This is a genomic window from Enterococcus sp. DIV2467a (assembly GCF_050532945.1).
In the GTDB taxonomy this organism is placed as follows: domain Bacteria; phylum Bacillota; class Bacilli; order Lactobacillales; family Enterococcaceae; genus Enterococcus; species Enterococcus faecalis.
On the sequence record NZ_CP172896.1, the window covers coordinates 1,252,779 to 1,272,710 of the forward strand.

Below are 19,932 nucleotides of genomic sequence, written 5' to 3' on the forward strand. Positions count from 1 at the left end.
TTCATAAGGAGGAAATCTTTAATGACAGTTAAAGTAGGTATTAATGGATTTGGACGTATCGGACGCTTAGCTTTCCGTCGTATCCAAGATGTAGAAGGAATCGAAGTAGTTGCAATCAACGACTTAACAGATGCTAAAATGTTAGCACACTTGTTAAAATATGACACAACTCAAGGCCGTTTCAACGGTACAGTTGAAGTTCACGAAGGTTCATTCAACGTTAACGGCAAAGAAATCAAAGTTTTAGCTAACCGTAACCCTGAAGAATTACCATGGGGCGAATTAGGCGTAGACATCGTTTTAGAATGTACTGGTTTCTTTACTTCTAAAGAAGCTGCTGAAAAACATTTAACTGCTGGTGCAAAACGTGTAGTTATTTCAGCTCCTGGTGGTAACGATGTACCAACAATCGTTTACAACACAAACCATGAAACATTAACTGGAGAAGAAACTGTAATTTCAGGCGCTTCTTGTACTACAAACTGCTTAGCTCCAATGGCTAAAGCTTTACATGACAACTTTGGTGTTGTTGAAGGTTTAATGACAACTATCCACGCTTACACAGGTGACCAAATGACATTAGACGGACCACATCCTAAAGGCGACTTCCGTCGTGCGCGCGCTGCTGCTGCAAACATCGTACCTAACTCAACTGGTGCTGCTAAAGCGATCGGCTTAGTAATCCCAGAATTGAACGGTAAATTAGATGGCGCTGCTCAACGTGTTCCTGTAGCAACTGGTTCATTAACTGAATTAGTTACTGTATTAGACAAAGAAGTTACTGTTGATGAAGTGAATGCAGTAATGGAAAAAGCTGCTAACGAATCTTATGGTTATAACACAGACGAAATCGTTTCTTCTGATATCGTAGGTATGACTTACGGTTCATTATTCGATGCAACTCAAACAAAAGTTATGACAGTTGGCGACAAACAATTAGTTAAAACTGTTGCTTGGTATGACAACGAAATGTCATACACTGCTCAATTAGTTCGTACTTTAGAATACTTCGCTAACTTATAAGATTCATTCTTATCATTAGTGAAATTTGAACAATTGTGAAATAATAAGCGGGGAAGCAACGCGCTTCTCCGCTTTCTTTTTTTAAAAAAGAAAAATCCTAAAATTGACAATACAGGAGGTCTACTCATGGCTAAAAAGACAATTAAAGATGTAGATTTAAAAGACAAAAAAGTCCTTGTCCGTGTTGACTTTAACGTTCCGTTAAAAGATGGCGTGATCACAAACGATAATCGTATCGTAGCGGCTTTACCAACAATCAAATACGTGATTGAAAATGGCGGAAAAGCAATTCTTTTCTCTCATTTAGGTCGTGTAAAAACAGAAGAAGACAAAGCTGGCAAATCATTAAAACCAGTGGCTGAACGTTTAAGCGAATTACTAGGTCAACCAGTTACTTTTGTTCCAGAAACACGTGGTAAAGAATTAGAAGACGCTGTTAACAATATGAAAGACGGCGACGTTTTAGTATTTGAAAACACTCGTTTTGAAGATGTTGACGGCAAAAAAGAAAGCGGCAATGACGCTGAATTGGGTAAATACTGGGCTTCTTTAGGCGATGTATTTGTCAATGATGCTTTTGGTACTGCACACCGTGCACATGCCTCAAACGTTGGAATTGCTTCAACTGGTATCCCAACAGTTGCTGGTTTCTTAATGGAAAAAGAAATTAAATTCATCGGCGAAGCTGTTGAAAATCCAAAACGTCCATTCGTAGCAATCTTGGGTGGCGCTAAAGTTTCTGACAAAATCGCTGTCATTGAAAACCTAATTGAAAAAGCCGATAAAATTTTAATCGGTGGCGGTATGGCTTACACATTCATGAAAGCACAAGGCTATAGTGTTGGTTTATCTTTACTTGAAGAAGATAAAGTGGACTTAGCGAAAAGCTTAATGGAAAAAGCTGGCGACAAATTAGTTTTACCGGTTGATACAGTTGTCTCTAAAGAGTTCAGCAATGACGCTCCTTTCCACACGGTTCCTTCAACTGAAATCCCAGATGATGAAGAAGGCTTGGATATTGGTGAAAAAACAATTGAATTATTTGCTAACGAATTACAAGGTGCGAAAACAGTTGTTTGGAATGGACCAATGGGCGTATTTGAAATGAGTAACTTTGCCAAAGGAACAATTGGTGTTTGTGAAGCGATTGCTAATTTAGAAGACGCAACAACAATCATCGGTGGCGGGGACTCTGCTGCTGCAGCAATTCAATTAGGCTACGAAAACAAATTCTCTCACATCTCAACAGGTGGCGGAGCAAGTTTAGAATTATTAGAAGGCAAAACTTTACCAGGTTTAGCTTCTATTAACGATAAATAATCAGTTTAAAAGACAATATTTTAAAAAAAAGAAAAGGATGTGCTTTTCATGCGCAAACCAATTATCGCTGGTAACTGGAAAATGAACAAAACTTTAAGCGAAGCACAAAGCTTTGCAGAAGCAGTAAAAAATGCTGTTCCATCAAACGACGTTGTTGACGCTGTGATTGGATCTCCAGCATTATTCTTAGCTCCTTTAGCTTGGAACCTAAAAGATTCTGAAGTGAAATTAGCTGCACAAAACTGCTACTGGGAAAACGCTGGTGCCTTCACTGGTGAAAACTCACCAGCTGCAATTGCAGATTTAGGTGTAGACTATGTGATTATCGGACACTCTGAACGTCGCGAATATTTCCACGAAACAGATGAAGATATCAATAAAAAAGCCAAAGCAATCTTTGCAAATGGTATGACACCAATCTTCTGTTGTGGTGAAACTTTAGAAACGTATGAAGCTGGTAAAACAGCGGAATGGATCGAAGGTCAAATCACTAACGGCTTAGTTGGTTTATCAAACGAACAAGTTGCTTCAATGGTTATCGCTTACGAACCAATCTGGGCAATCGGAACTGGTAAATCTGCAGATGCTAATATTGCAGATGAAATCTGTGGTGTTGTTCGTTCAACAGTTGAAAAATTATACGGCAAAGAAGTTTCTGAAGCTGTTCGTATTCAATACGGTGGTTCTGTTAAACCAGAAAACATCGCTGAATATATGGCAAAAGAAAACGTTGACGGTGCTTTAGTCGGCGGCGCAAGCTTAGAAGCAGATTCATTCCTAGCTTTATTAGATGCTGTAAAATAAGAAATCACTAACGGTAACGTTTTCTCAATGACTTTTGCAAAAAAATGTTTGCATAGTTTGCGAGAATTAACTACAATCATACATGAGGGAATCCCCTTAGTATAAATACAAACTCAAAGGAGAGACAAAACATGTCAATTATTACTGATATTTACGCACGCGAAGTCTTAGACTCACGCGGTAACCCAACAATCGAAGTAGAAGTTTACACTGAAAGCGGAGCTTTCGGCCGTGGAATGGTTCCTTCAGGAGCTTCAACTGGTGAATACGAAGCAGTTGAATTACGTGATGGCGACAAAGCTCGTTACTTAGGTAAAGGTGTTACTAAAGCTGTAGATAACGTAAACAACATCATTGCTGAAGCAATCATCGGTTACGATGTACGCGATCAAATGGCTATCGATAAAGCAATGATCGATTTAGATGGAACTCCTAACAAAGGTAAATTAGGTGCTAACGCTATTCTTGGTGTGTCTATCGCCGTAGCTCGTGCTGCTGCTGATTACCTAGAAGTGCCTTTATATCACTACTTAGGCGGATTCAATACAAAAGTATTACCAACTCCAATGATGAACATCATCAACGGTGGATCACATGCTGACAACAGTATTGACTTCCAAGAATTCATGATCATGCCTGTAGGTGCGCCTACATTCAAAGAAGCTTTACGTATGGGTGCAGAAGTATTCCACGCATTAGCTTCAATCTTAAAAGGTCGTGGCTTAGCTACTTCAGTAGGTGACGAAGGTGGTTTCGCTCCTAACTTAGGTTCAAACGAAGAAGGTTTCGAAGTAATCATCGAAGCTATCGAAAAAGCTGGCTATGTTCCTGGTAAAGACGTTGTTCTTGCTATGGATGCTGCTTCTTCAGAATTCTACGACAAAGAAAAAGGCGTTTACGTTTTAGCTGACTCAGGCGAAGGCGAAAAAACAACTGAAGAAATGATCGCGTTCTACGAAGAATTAGTTTCTAAATACCCAATCATTTCAATCGAAGACGGCTTAGACGAAAACGACTGGGACGGATTCAAAAAATTAACTGAAGTATTAGGCGACAAAGTTCAATTAGTTGGTGACGATTTATTCGTAACAAACACAACTAAATTAGCTGAAGGTATCGAAAAAGGTATCGCTAACTCAATCCTAATCAAAGTTAACCAAATCGGTACTTTAACTGAAACATTTGAAGCAATCGAAATGGCTAAAGAAGCTGGCTACACTGCAGTTGTATCTCACCGTTCTGGTGAAACAGAAGATTCAACAATCTCTGATATCGCTGTTGCAACAAACGCTGGCCAAATCAAAACTGGTTCATTAAGCCGTACTGACCGTATTGCTAAATACAACCAATTATTACGTATTGAAGATCAATTAGGCGATGTAGCTGAATACAAAGGCTTAAAATCTTTCTACAACTTAAAAAACAAATAATTCATTAAATGAATAACGCTTAAAGGGACAATTGGTTAATGAACCAATTCTCCTTATACTCGGACGTAAAAACACGCCTTTCTGCAAAGAAAGGCGTGTTTTTTTATATTTATAAAAATATTGAAAAAAATAGATTAGAAATAACTTCAACCGTACATCGCTCTATAATCACTTGTTTAAAAATAACAAAACATTAACAAAACAACATTATATAAAAAATTAATAAAACAAAATAATTGTTATTTTATAATTTTAGTATTGACTGGTTTCAGATAACGCTGTACGCTTAAAGAAATAGTATAGAATTTCACAAAAAAATGAAAACACAAATTTAACTTGGAGGATGTTGAGTAGTGAGCAACGGGAAAAAGATTTTTATTAGTCATAGTTCAAAGGATCAAGAATATGTGGATGCGTTTATCCAATTATTGAAAAAGTTTGGGTTTCGAACACAGGATATTTTTTATAGTTCCACTATTGAAACAGGTGTACAGCCAGGAGAATTAATTTTTGACACGATTAAAAGGGAGCTAACCAATCAACCTGTCATGCTGTATTTTTTATCTGATCATTATTATCAGAGTATTCCATGTTTAAACGAAATGGGTGCTTCTTGGATGCTATCAGATAAACACTATCCAATTGCGTTAAATAATTTTTCTATGAAAGATATGAAAGGTGTTATTAGTAGTGAGCGTTTGGCGATTGCGTTTAATGATAAGACAAGTACTAATGAAATAAACTGCTTATTAAAAAAGTTATCTCATGACACAGATGTACAAGCTGAGCCAGATTTTGAACTAAACGTTGAGAAAAATATTCAGCCATTCCAAAATAAACTGACACAACTGATTCGGCAAGCAAGTTATTTAAAACCTGATGAAAAGGGATATTTTGAAACGACTCTTAGCACTCATCGTCCTGTGTATGGCACAGCAAAAGGGGTGTATGACTGTTTCAAATTACCTAGCTTAATTGAGCCTAAAAGCTTAGGGTTAGACACGCTATCAGAGGATGAAAGCCATTGGCTATTCTTTTTTCTTACGTGGGGAACTTTTCAAGAAGGCGAAAAAGTGCGGTTTAAATTGAAAAAGGATAAGGCGTATAACAATCGGGAATTCAGTGATATTGGTAAATGTAAAAATATTTACGTCTCTTATTTAGAGAAGGTAGAGTAATTGGAGGAGGTAATAAATGAAAATGAATTGGCGTCAGTTGGTTGGTACATATCGCATTTCTGATAATGGCAAACAATATCAAAATGACTGGTTAAATAAGCAAGTTGATTTAGCCACAGAACTTCGTAAATCTTTTGATAGTGACTATCGTAGAGTAATTAAAAGTGATGCATTTAGACGCTTACAAGATAAAACACAAGTTTTTCCTTTAGAACGTAATGATTTTGTAAGAACACGTTTAACACATAGCTTAGAAGTGGCAATGCATAGCAGGGATATACTTAGATTAGTTATTTCACAGTTGAACGAACGAAACATTGAGGTTATGGAATTATCAGAATGCTATCGGTTGTTAGAAACAGCTGCATTAATCCATGATATCGGCAATCCCCCTTTTGGACATTTTGGGGAAGAAGCCATTCGTATTTGGTTTGAAAAAAATGGTCCTTTGTATGCTTGTTGGTCTGATTTTTCGGAGCAACAACAAAATGATTTTCTTAACTTTGAAGGAAACGCTCAAACCATCCGACTTTTAACAAAACTGCATCATGATAATGGGACTTCTAAAGCAGGAATGAAACTAACAGCCACGACATTAGATACAGTTATCAAATATACGGCATCTTCAGATCAATTAAATAAGCAACAGCTTTTGTCTAAAAAAGTTGGCTATTTTTACTCGGAAAAACAAGTGTTTAACGCCATTAAATTTGCGACAGGAACACAAAATAAGCGACACCCATTAGTCTTTTTGTTAGAAGCTTCAGATGATATCGCCTATACTTTTTCAGATATCGAAGATGCCTATAATTATGGTTTATACAGCTATCAAGATTTAAAGCAGTTTGTTGATGCGCAAACAGGAACAAAAAAATTTTTAATGTTAGAAAAAGATAAAACAGAAGAAGCTACCTTACAAGAATTTTTGAGAAAGACACAAAGAGCTGTTTGTCAAAGCGTAGCGAAAAATTTTGCTAATCATTATGACTTAATTATGAGAGGTATCTATCATAATGAAATTATCATTGAAGATTGTGATGAAGTGAAATGCTTTCAGGCATTTAAAAACTTTTCTAGAGTCTATGTTTTTCAAACAAAAACAATTTTGGATCAAGAGGTATTGGGCTTCAATATCATCAATCGTTTACTAGATGAATTTGTTCCAGTCGTACTGAAATATGAAAAAGTTTCCATGAATAAGTATGAGGAGCGAATCTTTAATAATATTTCGGAAAGCGCGAAAGCGTTGTATAGAAGAGAAGCAAAGAACGCTACAGAAGCAGAAAAAGACTATTATCGTTTGAAAATGGCGGTGGACTTTGTATGTAATATGACGGATGGATATGCCAAAAAAGTTTATGATACATTATTCACTTAAAATTTGAGAAAAAGCTTCTCAGCGGTTGCCGCCGCTGAAGAAAACTAGTTCATTGCACAGGCTGATCGTTTCAGTAAAAATTTTAAAGATGCTAGTAATTTCACTGAAAATCGGGTACACTAAAATTAGCTAGTGTAACTAGCAAAAAAGGCAACTGGAATAGATAGGTTGTGCTGTCTATGAAGGGCTTTGTTTGTCAGGTTGTGCTGACATGCAAAGTGCCTTTTTTCTTTTTCTCAACATTTTAAGGACAAAAAACGATTGCAACATGTCACAATCGCTAACCTCGGAGAAAAAGGAATTTTTCTCCAATGGCCATTTCGATAACCTGTTGTGTGTTTCGAAACATTCAGAACGGTGGTGCGTTCTTTCAGTGCCTAATTATCCAATTCGTTTCTTGTTCCTCTATTTACAGTATACTGAATGAAAGCCTATTCTGCAATGATAGAATCAGGTTCCTGTGATTAAATAACATAAAAAATGGGCTCCTTATATAAAGAAAAATAACAAAAGAAATTTTGAATATTGACGTTTTTTTTAGGTACGTTATGATAAACGAGAGGTGATTTTATGTTAAAAACGCAAATTGTTGATTATTTACGCAATCAAACAGCTTTTTTTGAACCATCTTTAGTCAGTGAAATTTTCACAGCAAGCAATATTGCAACGACATTTTCTATCAAACGAAATACAGCTAGTCACTATTTAAATCAGTTAAACGAAGAAGGAATTCTAGTTAAGATCAATACACGACCGGTTTACTTTTTTCATAAAGAAGCGTTTCAACAACAAAACTATCTTTTAAAAAGAACTGTTTATCAAAGTTTCCAAGAAATGATCGATGAACAGCCTGCTTTTGATCGCAAAAGTGATTTTTTTCAGTCGGTCATTGGTTATCGCGGTAGTTTAGCTCAGACCATCGAACAATTAAAAATGGCAGCGCTTTATCCTGGCGGTGGATTGCCTGTCTTAATTACAGGTGAAAGTGGTACGGGTAAAAGTTTTTTAGCATCCTTATATTATCAGTTTTGTCTTTCAAAAGAACTACTTGACGATTCAGCACCTTTTGTGACAGTTAATTGTGCGCAATATGCCAACAATCCAGAGCTTTTAACTAGTCAATTATTTGGGCATCTTAAAGGCGCTTTTACGGGAGCAGATTCCGATAAAATTGGAGCCTTTCAAAGTGCAGAAGGGGGCGTTTTATTTTTAGATGAAGTTCATCGTTTGAGTCCTGAAGGGCAGGAAAAGTTGTTTACATTTTTAGATCAGGGTATCATTTATCGGATGGGTGAAACCAATCGGCCCATTCCTGTTACGTGTCGGTTGTGCTTTGCCACAACTGAAGAAATTTCTAGCACCTTTTTAACGACATTTTTAAGACGAATTCCTATTCAAATTAAAATCCCAAGTCTTGCTGAACGCACTCAAGCGGAAAGAAAACAATTAATTATGCGAGCATTTTATGAGGAACAGCAAGCTATTCAAAAAGCAGTTACTATCACGCCACAAGTTATCAAACTTTTAGAAAATCACCATTATGTAGGCAATGTAGGTGAATTAAGAAATAATATAAAAATTATTACTGCACGCAGCTTTGCCGCCAATCTTGATAAACGTGTTATTCCAATCACTTTACACGATCTACCGAAAGAATTTCTGGATCAATCAATCAAACTAGCTCCTGATGAAAATGAATTGCCTATTCGTTTAGATGAGCAAACGAATCTGGTTAGTTTGTTAGAGGAAACAGAGCTTGCGCAAAGAAGAATTATCCAGAGTTATGAACGAATCCTTCGTCTTTATGTCTCTCACCATCATCATCTTTCCACTGCCAATAACGACATCTCGAAAGAAATTGAACGCTTATTCGATGATTTATTATTTGAAAAGAAGCGAGAGAAAAATCACGAAATGCTATTGTTTATTACGCAAAATATCCATCAATTATTGGAAACGATTGAATCGTCTTATCAAATTCGGTTTAATGGCAGTTTAGTCTATGCATTAAGCACCTATCTGTTTCAACGAAGATGTATTGATTGGTTTCCAGAAAAAGAACCTACAACAGTCATTGACGAACTTTTAACAGAAGTTCAAACTAAATTAGCAACTAGTTATGGCTACGCTGAACAACTGTTAACTTTAGTGAAACGTTCATTAGATATTGAACTATCCCAGATGGATCGAATTATTGTCACCATTTATCTTCACTATTCGGGTTCAGTAAAGGAAAGTCACTATCCGAAAGCGGTGATTGTTGCCCACGGATATGCCACAGCAAGTAGTATTGCGAATGTTGCAAATCGGCTGTTAAATGTGCCAATTTTTCAATCGTTTGACATGCCGTTAGATGTTACTCCCAAAAAAATTTCCGAACACTTAATTCACTATATGGAACGTCAAGAAACGAGGAATGGTTTAGTAATTCTTTTTGATATGGGTTCATTGAAAGAAATTTATCAGTATTTTCCGGCAGAAGAAGAAGGTCCTTTTTTATTAATGAATAATGTGACAACAAGCTTGGCTCTGTCTATAGGAGAAGCCATTAAAGACGAAGTTTCTTTTGAAGAATTGCCCCAAAAAGCGTTAACGGTTCATCCAAATGAATGGGAAATCATATTACCTGAAAATAAAACGGAACGTGTCATTTTAACAACGTGTAGTACCGGAATTGGTACAGCCGTTAAAATTAGAGATTTACTTGAAAAAAGTTTACCTGCAGAAGCACAATTAAAGATTATTCCTTGTGAATATAATCAATTACGTAATGCAGAGTCGATCAAAGAAAGTTTTCCAGAATATGAGATTGTCGGCATCATCGGTACAAACAACCCGTCTTCAAATGACCTCCCGTATATCTCTTTAGAAGAGTTGATTGCAGGAAAAGGAATTACGACCCTTTTAGAATGGACAAAGAGAGAATTAACTAAAGATATGCTGTCCTATGTAAATCATGAGTTGATTCGTAACTTTTCATTAGATCGGGTCATTCAATCAGTGACGATTTTAGATACAGAAAAAATTATTCGACAAGTAGAAGTCTTTTTAATTCAATTAGAAGAGCGGTGGCAACAAACGATTCAAAATGATCGTAAATTGGCGGTATATGTCCATGTCAGTTGTTTAATTGAACGATTAATCCGGAATGAACCTATTGAAAATTATAATGGCGCCGAACAATTAAAGCAGTGTCAAAGAACGGTCTTGCAAGAGTTAAAAGAGGCGTTTAGTGTCATTGAAAAAGTTTATAGTGTCAATATACCTGAATCGGAGCTTTTTTATGTCTATGATGTGTTGTTTGGAAAAACGGAGTTTAACAACGCAGAAAGCGATTTTTAAAATAAAAAGGAGGGAGTGCCACTTTTTTGGCACTCTTTTTGCTATATAAAGAAGTAAGTGAGGTGAAGAAAATGGAACGTAAAATTATTCTGGCAACACATGGTAATTTCGCTGCAGGGATTCAGACATCATTAGCTTTAATTTGTGGTGAAACAAAGAATGTGGAATGTCTTTGCGCTTATATGGAACAACCTTATGATTTAGCCAAGACGGTCAAAGACATTTTAAAGAACAATCAACAAAATGAATTAATTGTGATTACAGACCTATTTGGCGGAAGCGTGAATAACGAATTCTTTAATTATGTGGGGAAACAAGCAATGCATTTAATTTCAGGATTAAATTTAGCAACGTTAATTGAAATATATACCCAAATAAATACTGTTGATTCATTAGTTGATTTAGTAAAACGTGCCGTTGAAAACGGACAAGAAAGTCTTTGTTATTGTAATGAGTTATCTAGTAAAGAAATTTTAGAAGAAGAATTTTAGGAGGAAATGAAATGATTAAATTGTTAAGAGTTGATCATCGCTTGTTACATGGTCAAGTGGCTTTTTCATGGACCCAAGGCTTAGGCGCCGATTGTATTTTAATCGCAAATGATGACGTACCTAAAAATGATATTCGAAAAACAACCATTAAGCTAGCTAAACCAGCAGGAGTAAAACTGGTCATTAAAACGATTGAAGATGCGATTGCCGCACTAAAAAGTGGTGTTACAGAAAAATACAAACTTTTTATTGTAGTTGAGAGTGTGGAAGATGCTTATCGATTGGCTACTGCTTATCCAGAAATAAAAGAAATTAACTTAGGAGGGATGAAAGTAAGGGAAAATACTCGAAACATTTCTAAAGCAATTAATATTACGCCGGATGAAGAAAAAATGGTTAAAGAATTGGTCGCAAATGGTTGTGAAGTTGAAATTCGACAAGTCCCAAATGACAAAAAAGTAGCAGCATTAAATGTCTTGTAGAAAGGAGAAATACAAATGATAGGACAAGCGATTCTTTTAGGTTGCATCGCTTTTATTGCGCAGTCGGAATATGCTTTAGGTACCTCGTTGCTTTCAAGACCAATTGTAACCGGTTTATTTGTCGGGATTGTATTAGGTGATGTCAAAACGGGCGTAATCATGGGCGCGACCTTAGAGTTAGCTTTCATCGGTTCTTTTTCAGTGGGCGCATCAATCCCACCTGATGTAGTGACTGGTGGGATTCTTGGTACAGCGTTTGCTATTACTGCTGGCGCAGGAACAGAAACAGCCTTAGTCTTAGGCTTGCCAATCGCAACGTTAACGTTGATTCTTAAAAATATTTATTTGGGTTTGCTCATCCCAATCATGAGTCAAAAAGCTGATCAGTATGCTGAAGAAGGAGCATATAAAGGGGTGGAGCGCATGCATTTACTTGCAGGCTTTGGCTTATCGTTCATGCTAGCGCTCATTGTAACTATTTCATTTGCCGTGGGCAGCAATACCATTAAAGGCTTACTTGATCTGATCCCTGAATTTATTCAACATGGGTTGTCTGTTGCAACGGGGATTATTCCAGCGCTAGGATTTGCGATGCTTGCACGCTTACTGATTAACAAACAAGTGGCGCCATATTTCTTTTTAGGCTTCGTCTTAATGGCCTACTTTAAGTTACCTGTAACAGGAGTAGCAATTTTGGGTGCCATTACAGCAGTAATTGTTGTGAATATCATGAATTATGCCAAAGGAAAGAATGAAACAATACAAACAACAAGTGGGGAGGTAATTGATGATGACGAAGACTTCTAAAACTAAGACAGAAAACTTAATTACAAAAAAAGAGCTTAATCAAGTCTTTTGGCGTTCATTTCAAATGGAATTTTCATGGAATTATGAACGTCAGATGAATATGGCTTATGTCTATGCCATGATCCCTATTTTAAAGAAATTATATCCTCAAAAAGAAGAGATGGCGGCAGCTTTAAAACGGCATCTTGCTTTCTTTAATACTACGCCGCATATTGTGACGTTTATTTTAGGAATTAATGCTGCAATGGAAGAAGAAAATGTTCTGGACGAAAATTTTGAAGTTGGAACAATCGATAGTATTAAAACCTCGTTAATGGGACCTTTAGCTGGTTTAGGTGATTCCTTTTTCTGGGGAACCTTACGCTTGATTGCAACAGGTGTTGGAACTTCGTTAGCTTTACAAGGGAATGTGTTAGGGCCAATTCTATTTTTACTCATTTTTAACGTTCCTCATGTGATTGTTCGTTATTTACTGAATCGTTGGGGCTACAAATTAGGAACTGGTTTTCTCAAAAAAATTCAAGCAAATGGCATGATGGAAAGTCTCACATTAGGCGCTTCAATAATTGGCTTGATGGTGGTAGGTGCTATGACCGCCTCCATGATTGATTTAACTATCCCGATTACAATCAGCGGAAGTGGCAAAAATGCAGTCACGGTTCAAAGTATCTTTGACGATATCATGCCTAAATTATTACCGCTTGCATCTTTTGGTTTTGTTTTTTATTTATTGAAAAAAGAAGTAAAACCTTTAGCGATTTTAGGTGGCATGGCAATTGTCGGAATTCTTGGCTCATTAATTGGTCTATTTTAGGAGGCAAAATATGAAAACGATGCTGGATTATATAAATGAGGAGCAAGCAGCCCTAACTCAGATTCTTAACCAATTTCAATTAACTGATACAGACGTTTCAAAGGTCACGCACTGTCTAGTTTTAGCAACTGGCTCGTCACATAACGCTTGTCAGGCGGCTAAAGTTTACCTTGAAGAAGTGGCGCCTATTTATGTGGAAATCCAAGAGCCGTTCAATTTTGTTCATTATGGCAAAGTGGATGATCGGTTTGATCTGGTCGTAGCGGTTTCGCAAAGTGGTAAAAGTGCTTCGACAATTGATGCCATTGCAAAAATTAAAAACCAAACGTCTGTAAAAACAGTGGCCTTGACAAGTGATGTCACCAGCCCGATTACGGAGGTTGTGGATGAAGTCCTGGATTTAAAAATGGGGCTTGAAACAGTTGGTTTTGTCACAAAAGGCTATACGGCAACACTTTTAAATTTATTTCTATTTGGTTTGAAACTGGGCTATCAAAAGCATCAATTAACAAAAGTAGAGGTTGAAGAAGAATTAGCAAAACTTGCCAAAGCAATTCAGGAAATCGATTCGGTGATTTATAAAACCGAACAATTTTGGCAAAAAACGAAAAAAGAATTAACAGAGGGGACACGATTTATCGCAATTGGTTATGGGCCCAATATTGGTACGGCGAAAGAGTTTGAGACGAAGTTTACAGAAACAGTTCGCTTACCTTCCCAAGGATTTGAAGTCGAAGCTTATATGCATGGGCCTTATCTTGAAGCGGATACTACACATCTTTTGTTTTTTATTGAGAATCAAAGTCCTATTCAAGCACGTAGCCAAGCCTTGAAAAATTATCTAGCCAGTTATGTTGGCCAATGTTACACAATTACAACGGGTTCAACGAGAGCATCAAATACGTTAGGTTTAGCAAGTGATGTCGAAGAAAAAATTAGTCCTTTATTATTAGTTATTCCATTTCAATATTTGGCGTATCAAGTAGCTACAAGTAAAGGAATTGATTTATCTCAACGGATTTTTGATGATTTTGATTGTGTCCTAAAAAGTAAAATAGCAAAGAAAGAGGGAAATCAGCCATGTTAAAATTTAATGAAGAACAACAAATCAAAGACATACGAGGTGCCTTAGCCTTGCGTTCAGATGTTGAAAAAGTTGTTGATCAAGTTTGGACGAAAGGATTTGATGCGGTCTATTATTTAGGAATCGGCGGTACTTATGCTTCAGCCATGCAAGCAGTTACTTATGCGAATGGAAAAAGTAATTTACCAATCTATGTTCAACATGCTGCTGAGTATTACACAACAGGCAATAAACGTTTAACAGAAAAATCATTCGTCATCTTGTCTTCCGTTACTGGGACAACACAAGAAGTGGTGCAAGCCGTTCAAGAAATCAAAAAGGTCGGCGCAACGTTATTTGGTTTTATCGATGCAAAAGACAGTCTTTTAGCAGATTTATGTGATTATGTGGTGACTTATCCAGCTCCAGGAACTGAGCAAATCAAGTTCTTTATGGTAGCTGATCGTTTAATGCAAAAAAACAACGAATTTACAGATTACGAAAATTATTACCAAGAATTGGAAGAATATTTGCCTACAGGTTTAGCTGAAGCCGAAAAAAGTGCCGATGCGTTTGGCTTAGCTTTTGCGGAAAAACATCGTCATGATAGCATTCACTATTTTATTGGCGCAGGGAACCAATGGGGAGCGGTCTATTCTTATGCAATGTGCTATTGGGAAGAGCAAAGTTGGCTTCGCTCAAAATCAATTCATGCAGCAGAGTTCTTACATGGAACGCTAGAAATTGTAGATGAAACTACGCCAGTAACGTTGTTTATTGGAGAAGACGAGCAGCGACCGTTGGCAGAACGAGTAGCAAAATTATTGCCGAAAATCTGTGCCAATTATACAATTATTGATTCGAAAGCGTATGAACTTCCAGGAATTAGTGAAAAATATCGTGGCCGAGTTATTTCATTTCTCCTAATGCATGCGGTAACGCAACGCATTGATGCGCATGTAGAAAAATTGAATTGTCACCCATTAGAGATTCGTCGTTATTATCGTCAATTTGATTACTAAGACAAAATAGCCTCTTTTTCCAGCAAGCCTGTGGTAGACTGAAGAGAGAATACTTCAGAAAGTAGGAAAACCAATGACAAAACCGAAAATCTATACAATGACCTTTGCCAGTGTTTACCCGCTATACATCCAAAAAGCAGAACGTAAAAATCGAACGCAAGCGGAGGTTGACGAAATTATTTACTGGTTAACTGGTTATGATGAAAAAGGCTTGCAACAACAATTGGCTCAAAAAGTAACGATGGAAACATTTTTTGAAGAAGCACCCAATTTTAATGAAAACGCCCAATTGATCAAAGGCGTAATTTGTGGCTATCGCGTGGAAGAAATTGAAGATCCTTTAATGCAAAAAATCCGTTACCTAGATAAATTAATCGACGAATTGGCCAAGGGAAAAGCGATGGAAAAAATTTTAAGAACATGAAGAGGTCGGGACAGAAGTGTTTAACTCCGAGAAATAAGAAGGAATTTCCGAAAATTGTTCTTTAATTTTTGGAGAATTTCGGTTTATTTCCGAAGGAGTTGCTTCTGTTCCCGCCGTTTATCAGTTTTTGAGCGTGGGACAAAAATTCAAAGTGATTTTTGTCCCACGCTCTTCATGTTTTCTTGTACACGGAATTTAACTATTTCCTGTATTAATGAAAGAGGTAACTCTTGCGTGTAGGGAAATTGAATGGCACCTTTCGAGGTTTTAAAAGGGCGTAATTCTTTGCTGAAACGTTGGATGGCTGATGGCGTAGGATAGAAACCTAAATGTTGCTTGGCCGCCGCAAAATGCACTAAATTGCCATTTAAGTAAAAGGTCGGCATTCCATAAGCGATTTTTTCAGTAGTCTCCTGAGGAACAACCGCTAAAATTGCTTGGTAGATTTCTGTTAACTGTGTTTGACGTTGGGGTTGCTGGCGAATATAGTTTGCAATGATGGTCATATAAAAACACCTCCGTTTGTTTCAGTATACTATGTAAAAAATAAAAGGCGAAGAAGATACAAAAAAACCGTCTAGTATTTTTTCTTTACTAAACGGCTTTTAGCTTAAATAACTACCTAAAGGGTCTTGCATGGAAATGTTTGTCACTCCTTAGTTTAATTGTTTTAAGTGTGCAATTGCTTCTTCAATTGTGTGACCAGTTGCTGTTTTACTTTCATTTTTTGCATCAAAAACAATGAAAATATTTTTGTCTGTGTCTAATTGAATACGGTATTGAATGTTTTTTACTTTGTAAGTCATAGTTATTCTCCTTTCATAAAGTACTCTAAAAAGGCGACGATAACTGATAACGAAATTCCATTGTTACTATACCACTGGAAAATTATTTTTGCAACAAATAACATTTTTTCTTTACCATTCCTTAGACTTCTTTGCTAGCTACTTCTTTACATTCTTTTTCAAGAAGCATAAAATAAATACATTACTAGTTTTTGAATAGGAGATCGATGTGAAAAAGAGAGTTGAGAAATTTAGACGATGGCCCTACCGCTACCTTTTGTATGGAATCGGGTTCATCTTATTAATTATTTTTAGTAATTTATATTTGCAATGGTGTCAAAATAACTTGTCTGTTGATTTAGCCTTCAAGTTTGCTTTTTCGTGGCATACGGAAAAGTTTTTCTTAGGTTGTTTTGTGCTAAGCGTTTTTTTACTTTTTTTATGTAGTTTGGCAGGTTCATTAGGAGTTGGCGCTCTTTTATATAGTGTCATAATAGGTGTTTTAGGATTTGCGGACTATCAAAAGATGTTTTATCGTGTCGAACCTATTTACCCAGACGACTTAAAAATGATCACAGAAGTTAGTTTATTAAAAGAAATGGTTGGTTTATGGCCGTTTATTTTTGTGGTTGCGTTAGGTTGTGTAGCACTTTTTTTCTTAGGAAAAGCCTTTTATAAAAGTTTCTTTTTATCGAAGAAAAAACAAACAATTCGTGTGTTAAGTCTTGTTCTTTCGATTGGTCTATTTTCATATATTGGTGATTTTAACAATCCGCAAAATTTGTTACGTAAAGCCTATAATAAAACCGCGTTATGGATTCCTTACAGCCAAAAAATGAATTACTACAATACAGGATTTATTGGTGGTTTTCTATATAATTTAAAAGTAGAGGCTATGGACCAACCAAAGGGTTATTCAAAAGAAGCTATTTCAGAAATTACTCAGAAATATCAAAAGTTGGCCGAGGCGAAAACAGTGCCGAGCAATGAGCAACCAAATATTGTGTTTGTCATGAGTGAAAGTTTTTCAAATCCAGATCATCTGAAAGGTTTGTCCATTATTGGCAATCCTTTAGCTGATTATCAGCAAATCGCTGATAAAACTTACAGTGGCCAGATGCTTTCACAAAACTACGGGGGCGGAACTGCGAATATTGAATTTGAAGCCTTAACAAGTTTTTCGATGGAATTAATGAATGCCCAAATGACTACACCTTATACGATGATGATTCCTAAGATGACGGAATTGCCTTCCATTGTTTCATTACTTAAGGAACAAAAGTACCAAACAACGGCTATTCATCCGTACAATACATCTATGTATAAACGAAAAGATGTGTATAAAATTTTAGGTTTTGATCAATTTATCAATGAAAAAACAATGAACTATACGGATAAACTAGAAAATAATCCTTACATTTCAGATCAAGCAGCGTATCAGGAAGTGACGACACTGCTTAAAGAAAAAGAGCAACCGCAATTCATTCATTTAGTTACTATGCAAACACATATGCCCTATGAAAATAAATACACAACGTCCAATTATTTTTCTCAAGGAAACGGCAATCAAGTCGCGCTCAATAATTACTTGCAAGATATTGCCTACAGTAGCGAAGCTTTGAAAAATTTCCTACAAGAAATCGAAAAAATGCCCAAACGCACATTAGTCGTTTTTTGGGGAGATCACTTACCAAGTATTTATGATGAAAACATTCAAGCGTTGAATGAAGGGGCAGCCCTTCACCAGACAGAATTTCTAATGTATGATACGGCGAACCAGTTAACAGAAAAAAATCAGCATCAAGCAATCATTAGTCCATTTTATTTTGCTCCCTCACTTTTCCAACAAAGCGGCTTACCGCAATCGGGATTTTACGCTATGCTAAATGAGGTACAAGGACAATTGCCTGCTTTTGAAAAGGGAAATTACTATCTCGGTGGGGAATGGAAAAAAACAGTAGAAATGAATAAAAAGCAAGAACAACTATATGAGGAATACCGACTGATTCAATATGACATTGTTTCAGGGAAGCAATATAGTTTAGAAAATCAATTTTTTAGCTAAAAAAAACACACGAAATATGTAGCGACCCCAAAAAGTTAGACTTTTTATAGAGTGGATTTTTCCACTCTATTTTTATGCAGTTTTTTGATTGAATTGTCGAAATTCTACTGGGCTTTTCCAGTTAAGTTTTTCCTTGATTCGGTGATGATTGTAATAATAAATGTAGTTCTCAATTGCTTCTATCAATTCATTTTGACTTTGATAGATTTTTCCATAATACACTTCTTGTTTTAGGATACTGAAGAAATTCTCCATAGGAGAATTATCTAAACAGGTTCCTTTTCGAGACATACTTTGAAAGATATTGTTGTCCTTTAATGTTTGTATATAGACATTCATTTGATAAGCCCAGCCTTGATCAGAGTGAAAGGTGCGCCGATAGGGACAATCATTTGTTTGAGAAATTGCTTCTTTCAGACCTTCCATAACTGTTTTACCATTTGGTTGAGTAGAAAGGCTATAGCTTAGAATTTCACTATTATACATATCCATAAATGGATCTAAGTATAGTTTTTTCTGACGAAAGATGCCTGCGTTATCTGCTTCAAAGTACTTAAATTCAGTTGTATCAGTTGTAATTTTTTGATGAGGAACAGAGGTTTTAAATCGGCGACGAATCAAATTTTTAGCGATTTTACCAACGATTCCTTTATAGGAATTATATTTTCTGGATTTCTTAGTAAAAGCTTTGACTTGTAACTTTAACTTTTGTATTAATCGCTGGACTTTCTTTTTATTCACTTGAAATCCACGTCGTTTCAATTCTTGGGTTATCCTTCTATAGCCATAATGTTGATGTTTTTTACGAATCGCTTGAATTTCTTCTTCAATGATTTGTGTTGAAGCTGTTCTGTCGAGGCGTTTTTGCCAGTACATGTAAGTAGATTTTGGAAACCTTAGGGTTTCCAAAATATCTTTTAATCGAAAGTGTCTTCGGAGACTGTGAATGATTCGTGCGATTCGTTCATTTTTTGTTCGTCCTCTAAACGCAGTCTCCTCAATTCTTTTAAATAGGCATTCTCAATTTTTAACATTCTATTTTCTTTTTCTAGTTTCTCTACTTGAGATCGTTCACTTGGTAGTGGTTGGGGTTCATTTCGTTTCTTTTTAGACATGGTAGGTGGACGTCCTTTCTGTTTAGAGAGTCCCTCTATACCAAACTTCTGATACGTTCTAAGCCAATTCGCAATCAATGATGGATTGTTCATTTTTAGAAGATTAGCTACTTCTTGATAGGACAACTCTGTTGTTAAATATAACTCTATCGCATCTAGCTTAAATTGAACAGAGTAATTCTTATTTTTTCGACTGCGAAGTAGGCCTTCTTCACCAAGTTCTTTATAGGCATTTATCCATTTGCTTATTTGAGAACTATCTTTAAACCCATACTTCTTTGCGAGAAACCTTAGACCTCCTTGACCAGATAAGTAGTCATGAACAAGTTTAAGTTTAAATTCAAAACTGTATTTTGCCATACAAAAAAACCTCCAAAAGTTAGATTTCT

Annotated in this window: 18 protein-coding genes and 1 pseudogene; 16 read left to right on the forward strand and 3 right to left on the reverse strand. The window is 36.2% G+C overall.

Annotation, left to right across the window (positions count from 1 at the left end; all coding sequences use genetic code 11):
- The first annotated feature begins 21 nt into the window (after positions 1-21).
- The 15 genes from gap (at position 22) to IGL80_RS05910 (ending at position 15,578) form a co-directional block, all read left to right on the forward strand.
- Complete coding sequence (gene gap / locus IGL80_RS05840) at positions 22-1,023, forward strand: type I glyceraldehyde-3-phosphate dehydrogenase (RefSeq protein ID WP_002357093.1); 1,002 nt, start codon at positions 22-24, stop codon at positions 1,021-1,023.
- 126 nt (positions 1,024-1,149) lie between these two features.
- Complete coding sequence (locus IGL80_RS05845) at positions 1,150-2,343, forward strand: phosphoglycerate kinase (RefSeq protein ID WP_002357094.1); 1,194 nt, start codon at positions 1,150-1,152, stop codon at positions 2,341-2,343.
- Positions 2,344-2,391: 48 nt separating this feature from the next.
- Positions 2,392-3,147, forward strand: coding sequence for a triose-phosphate isomerase (gene tpiA, locus IGL80_RS05850; RefSeq protein WP_002360035.1), 756 nt, complete (start codon positions 2,392-2,394; stop codon positions 3,145-3,147).
- Positions 3,148-3,278: 131 nt separating this feature from the next.
- Positions 3,279-4,577: a phosphopyruvate hydratase gene (eno, locus tag IGL80_RS05855; protein WP_002357098.1), complete on the forward strand. Its 1,299-nt coding sequence runs from the start codon at positions 3,279-3,281 to the stop codon at positions 4,575-4,577.
- 353 nt (positions 4,578-4,930) lie between these two features.
- Entirely contained in the window at positions 4,931-5,755 is an 825-nt protein-coding gene (locus IGL80_RS05860; RefSeq protein ID WP_002360036.1) for a toll/interleukin-1 receptor domain-containing protein, read from the forward strand.
- Between the two features lie 16 nt (positions 5,756-5,771).
- Positions 5,772-7,133: a deoxyguanosinetriphosphate triphosphohydrolase gene (locus IGL80_RS05865; RefSeq protein WP_002360039.1), complete on the forward strand. Its 1,362-nt coding sequence runs from the start codon at positions 5,772-5,774 to the stop codon at positions 7,131-7,133.
- Positions 7,134-7,344: 211 nt separating this feature from the next.
- Positions 7,345-7,560, forward strand: a complete 216-nt coding sequence (locus IGL80_RS05870; protein ID WP_002357102.1) for a hypothetical protein — start codon at positions 7,345-7,347, stop codon at positions 7,558-7,560.
- Between the two features lie 143 nt (positions 7,561-7,703).
- A complete protein-coding gene (locus IGL80_RS05875; RefSeq protein ID WP_002360040.1) occupies positions 7,704-10,475 on the forward strand; it encodes a sigma 54-interacting transcriptional regulator in 2,772 nt (923 codons plus the stop codon).
- Positions 10,476-10,546: 71 nt separating this feature from the next.
- Positions 10,547-10,966 (forward strand): PTS sugar transporter subunit IIA, encoded by a 420-nt coding sequence (locus tag IGL80_RS05880; protein ID WP_002389037.1) that lies wholly within the window; start codon positions 10,547-10,549, stop codon positions 10,964-10,966.
- Positions 10,967-10,977: 11 nt separating this feature from the next.
- A complete protein-coding gene (locus IGL80_RS05885; protein ID WP_002357106.1) occupies positions 10,978-11,448 on the forward strand; it encodes a PTS sugar transporter subunit IIB in 471 nt (156 codons plus the stop codon).
- Positions 11,449-11,463: 15 nt separating this feature from the next.
- A complete protein-coding gene (locus IGL80_RS05890) occupies positions 11,464-12,255 on the forward strand; it encodes a PTS mannose/fructose/sorbose/N-acetylgalactosamine transporter subunit IIC (protein WP_002357107.1) in 792 nt (263 codons plus the stop codon).
- Complete coding sequence (locus IGL80_RS05895) at positions 12,236-13,069, forward strand: PTS system mannose/fructose/sorbose family transporter subunit IID (RefSeq protein WP_002384383.1); 834 nt, start codon at positions 12,236-12,238, stop codon at positions 13,067-13,069. The genes IGL80_RS05890 and IGL80_RS05895 overlap by 20 nt, the downstream gene beginning before the upstream one ends.
- Before the next feature lie 10 nt (positions 13,070-13,079).
- Positions 13,080-14,156 carry an SIS domain-containing protein gene (locus IGL80_RS05900; RefSeq protein ID WP_002404256.1) on the forward strand — a complete coding sequence of 359 codons (1,077 nt, stop codon included), beginning with the start codon at positions 13,080-13,082 and terminating at the stop codon, positions 14,154-14,156.
- A complete protein-coding gene (locus IGL80_RS05905; protein ID WP_002357110.1) occupies positions 14,150-15,154 on the forward strand; it encodes an SIS domain-containing protein in 1,005 nt (334 codons plus the stop codon). Before IGL80_RS05900 ends, IGL80_RS05905 begins: the two co-directional genes overlap by 7 nt.
- 73 nt (positions 15,155-15,227) lie before the next feature.
- Positions 15,228-15,578, forward strand: a complete 351-nt coding sequence (locus IGL80_RS05910; protein WP_002360043.1) for a DUF2200 domain-containing protein — start codon at positions 15,228-15,230, stop codon at positions 15,576-15,578.
- A gap of 146 nt (positions 15,579-15,724) precedes the next feature.
- On the opposite strand, the gene IGL80_RS05915 is transcribed toward IGL80_RS05910, so the two are convergent.
- Positions 15,725-16,084, reverse strand: a complete 360-nt coding sequence (locus IGL80_RS05915) for an iron chaperone (protein ID WP_002360044.1) — start codon at positions 16,082-16,084, stop codon at positions 15,725-15,727.
- 150 nt (positions 16,085-16,234) lie between these two features.
- Positions 16,235-16,384, reverse strand: a complete 150-nt coding sequence (locus tag IGL80_RS05920; protein WP_002357118.1) for a hypothetical protein — start codon at positions 16,382-16,384, stop codon at positions 16,235-16,237.
- A gap of 208 nt (positions 16,385-16,592) precedes the next feature.
- Here IGL80_RS05920 and IGL80_RS05925 point away from each other — a divergent pair, with 208 nt between their 5' ends.
- Positions 16,593-18,428 carry an LTA synthase family protein gene (locus tag IGL80_RS05925; protein ID WP_002360045.1) on the forward strand — a complete coding sequence of 612 codons (1,836 nt, stop codon included), beginning with the start codon at positions 16,593-16,595 and terminating at the stop codon, positions 18,426-18,428.
- 72 nt (positions 18,429-18,500) lie between these two features.
- Here the strand turns inward: IGL80_RS05925 and IGL80_RS05930 are convergent.
- Positions 18,501-19,903: pseudogene (locus IGL80_RS05930) on the reverse strand (IS3 family transposase).
- Between the last annotated feature and the right edge of the window lie 29 nt (positions 19,904-19,932).